The sequence below is a fragment of the Mycobacterium sp. genome, assembly GCF_025965855.1.
GTDB lineage: Bacteria > Actinomycetota > Actinomycetes > Mycobacteriales > Mycobacteriaceae > Mycobacterium.
Map to the genome: position 1 here is coordinate 1 of NZ_JAOPWB010000159.1, position 3,580 is coordinate 3,580.

Here is a 3,580-nt window from a genome sequence, read left to right on the forward strand (position 1 = left end):
TACCAGGCAGCTCCTCGCGGATCACGCGCGCCGCATCCAGTCCCTCCGTGGAATGAGTCGGCGGCATCCGGATATCGGTCACCACCAACTCCGGGGCCTGCTCACGCACCAACCCCAGCAACTGCACACCATCACCGGCCTGCCCCACGACATCAAAACCCGACCGATCCAACAGGCTGGCCAAACCCTCCCGCAGCAACACATCATCCTCAGCCACCACCACCCGCACCCGAGCCACCACCGGGCCCCGTTGGTGCACCGGGGCCGGGCTGTCTTGATCGCCGCGCTGATCCCCACCAGTAACCGGCACAGCCATCTCATCCACCGGGAAACCATTGCCACGCTGGGCCTGCCTCAACTCTTCCCCGAGTTCAGCGGCGGCCGCTACATCACCGTGGTCAACTCAAGAGTTGAACCACGCACTAGCGCCGTCGTGCGCAGTCAGAACGGGATGGTCGCGAGCAGTGAGGTCCCACTTCCGATCGGACTGGATATCTGCAGGTGTCCGCCGAGCGCCTCGATGCGGTCGGCCAGACCGGTGAGCCCGGACCCCCTGCCCGAGTCGGCTCCACCGGTTCCGTCGTCCCGAATGGATAGACGCACGGTGGGACCGTCGGTTTCGACGGTCACCCTCACCTCGGATGCCTGCGCGTGCTTGGCCGCGTTGGTCAGCGATTCGGCAACGACGTAGTAGGCGGCCACTTCGACGGAATCGGGCAACCGCTGGTCGACACCGACGCGGAGCGCGACGGGGACGCTGGAGCGGCGGGCGAGCGTCTTGAGAGCGGGCCCCAGTCCGCCCCGCGACAGGATCGCGGGATGGATCCCCCGGGATATCTCCTGGAGATCCGTGGAGACACCGGTCAGTCCGTCGACAATCTGAGCAAGTTGCTCGCGGACCGACGCGAGTTCGGGTGGTACGGAAGCCTCTGCTGAGCGGAGCTTGAGCCCCAGCGAAACAAGCCGCTGCTGTGCACCGTCATGCAGATCGCGTTCAAAACGGCGCCTGGCCTCATCGCCGGCAGCGACGATCCGGGCGCGAGACGCCGTGAGTTGGGCGCGGGTCTCGGCATTGGCGATCGCGGTCGTGACGAGATCCGCGAAATCCCCGACCCGCGACTCGGCATCAGGCGGCAGCGGATCGGGCTGTGACGAGCCGACAATGGCCGCCCCCCACACGCGGCCGTCGACCATGATCGGCACCCCGACACCCGACCGCACCCCCAGCTCACGGATGTAGCCGGCGGCCGGACCGGGAGCTTTGTCAACGTCGTGGCTGTCCATCCGGGCAGGACGACCGGTGCGCAACACCATCGCCGCAACAGATTCGCCGTCCAGCGAAAACCGCTGACCAACAGCCAGTTTCTGCCGATCGGACTCGTGGTGGCCTGCGATCAACAGGCCTGCGCCATCGGGCTCGAAGCGAAACAGAGTCGCATGGCGCACACCCAGGCATCGGGCCAGCTCGTCGGCTACCGCGCAGAACACCTCGGACGGGGCGACCCCGCGGGCGACCAGTGTCGCCACCCGTCGCAGCGAGGCCTGCAAGTCGGCGACCACGCGAAGTTCGTCACGGCTCTGCTCAGCCTCGACGGCGCGTGTCCTGGCCAGGTGGGCCAACGCGTTGGCCACCAGTGCGACAACCAGGAAGATGCCGATCACTGCCCAGTTTTCGACTCTGGTCAGGGCGAAGTCCGCCGGCCGGTTCCGGAAGTAGTCGAAGGCGACGGCGCTGGCCACTGACGTCGTCGCCGAGAGCCCGAATCCCCACATTGTGGAGACCGTCAGAACCCCGACCAGATACACCACGCCGAATGCATCGCCGGGCGCGACCTGCTTGAGTAGCAGCACCACAACGGATTCCACCGCGATGAGCGACGCGGCGACGACCAGGCCTAACCATACCGGCGGGCGCGTTGCACGCAGCAACAGTGCCACCGGGCGAGCCCGTACTGGCGACGGGCGGACCTCGGTAGCGGCGTGAAGGCCCAGGGGACTAACAGCCGGCCGCGACGCTGGCCGGCCGGGCACCTGTGTAATTCTCCGCGTCATTAGGCCGGCTCAGATCGATTTGTGCGGACATGAACGTGACCGCAACCGGAATTCTAACCCGCCGACTTATGGCGTCCCGCTGGGCGACCGATGCGGTCGGTACTGATGGCGGCTGGCTGCTCCGCCGCAATGAAGGCTGCTCGAGGGTACAGATCGCGCAAGGTAGCATCGCGCCATGATCGGGCCGCGGCCTACTCTCCCACCGAATCCGCATTACACGCTTCCCAACGATTGGGAATTTGCCGACGAGCGCCTTGCCCTGCTCGGCGCGGCCTACGACCCGCCCAGTATCGCGCTTGCGCAGCGGCTGGGAGTGCGTGCGGGATGGCGGTGCTTGGAGGCTGGAGCCGGCGGCGGCTCCTTCGCGCGGTGGCTGTGCAGCGCTACATCGCCAGGCGGCCGGGTGCTCGCGGTGGACGCTGACCCCCGCCACCTGGCCGACTTGCCCGACCGCGGCGGCGAAGTCGAACAGATCGACCTCGCCGCAGACGAGCTTCCTGAGCTCGAGTTCGACTTCGTCCACACGCGACTAGTGCTGTTGCACATAGCCCAGCGGGACAAGATCCTGGAGCGGCTGGCTCGCGCCCTCGCACCGGGCGGCCTTCTCGTGCTCGAAGAGGGCGACGAGTTCGGCGTGCTCGACGAGATGAGGGGTGCGTTCGGGGATGTCTGGCGGGTCTTCGCGCGTTCCACGCAGATCGCAGGCGCGAATCAGGCGTGGGCGCGCGACTTGCCGGTGCACTTGGAGGCGCTCGGGCTCGTCGACGTCGAAGTCGACGCCGAGATCCCCATGTTCCGCGGCGGCTCGCCGTTGGCACGTATGTGGAACCTCACATGGGTGCAAATCCATGAGCAACTGGTGAAACTCGGTGTGTCGCCCGAGGTTGTTGCGGCGGCGCAGGCCGAACTCGAGGACGAGAGGCGATGGTTCTGTGCTCCGCCGATAGTCCGGGCATGGGGCCGCGCACCCGGATAGGGCGCTGTGACTTCCGATGAACCAGGTGGCTCTCGCGAGCTATCCTCAATCAAGTTGTCGAGGAGATTGCATGGATAGGCGCGTGCTGGCACGGAGTGTCGGGTTCCTGGTCGCCGATGGCCGAGACCGATCCAGTGGAAACTCGATGCGCTCCCGAGGATCGGCCCGCGACCGCCGCCGAACTCGGGGAAGAGTTGAGACAAGCCCAGCGCGGCAACGGTTTCACGGTGGATGACATGGCCGTGCCGGTCACTGGTGGGGATCAGCGCGGCGATCGAGACAGCCCCGCCGCGGCGCAACACGGCGGCCAAGATGTGGGCCGGGTACGGGTCGTGGTGGCCGAGGACGATGTGTTGCTGCGCGAGGGTTTGGCCAGCCTGTTGGATCGGTCGGGTTTTGATGTCGTGGGGCAGGCCGGTGACGGCGTGCAGTTGCTGGGGTTGGTGCGTGAGCAGGCCCCGGAGTTGGTGGTGACCGATATCCGGATGCCGCCGACTCATTCCACGGAGGGACTGGATGCGGCGCGCGTGATCCGCGAGGAGCTGCCTGGTA

At 66.8% G+C, this 3,580-nt stretch carries 4 protein-coding genes; 2 read left to right on the plus strand and 2 right to left on the minus strand.

From position 1 onward, the window contains the following. Both JWP83_RS12635 and JWP83_RS12640 read right to left on the minus strand, forming a co-directional pair. On the minus strand, positions 1 to 238 hold a 238-nt coding region (locus JWP83_RS12635; protein ID WP_297730289.1), incomplete at its 3' end, for a response regulator. Positions 239 to 441: 203 nt separating this feature from the next. Further along, positions 442 to 1,992, minus strand: coding sequence for a GAF domain-containing protein (locus tag JWP83_RS12640; RefSeq protein ID WP_297730292.1), 1,551 nt, complete (start codon positions 1,990 to 1,992; stop codon positions 442 to 444). 235 nt (positions 1,993 to 2,227) lie between these two features. Here JWP83_RS12640 and JWP83_RS12645 point away from each other — a divergent pair, with 235 nt between their 5' ends. Continuing rightward, the gene (locus tag JWP83_RS12645) at positions 2,228 to 3,028 is read left to right on the plus strand and encodes a class I SAM-dependent methyltransferase (RefSeq protein ID WP_297730285.1); all 801 of its coding nucleotides are present in this window, start codon (positions 2,228 to 2,230) and stop codon (positions 3,026 to 3,028) included. A gap of 116 nt (positions 3,029 to 3,144) precedes the next feature. Beyond that, positions 3,145 to 3,580: response regulator (locus tag JWP83_RS12650; RefSeq protein ID WP_297730287.1), on the plus strand; the 436-nt coding region annotated here is incomplete at its 3' end.

What these genes read in the sequence shown, in the direction of transcription:
- JWP83_RS12645 (WP_297730285.1), top strand. Translation starts at nt 2,228, where the DNA reads ATGATCGGGCCGCGGCCTACTCTCCCACCGAATCCGCATTACACGCTT.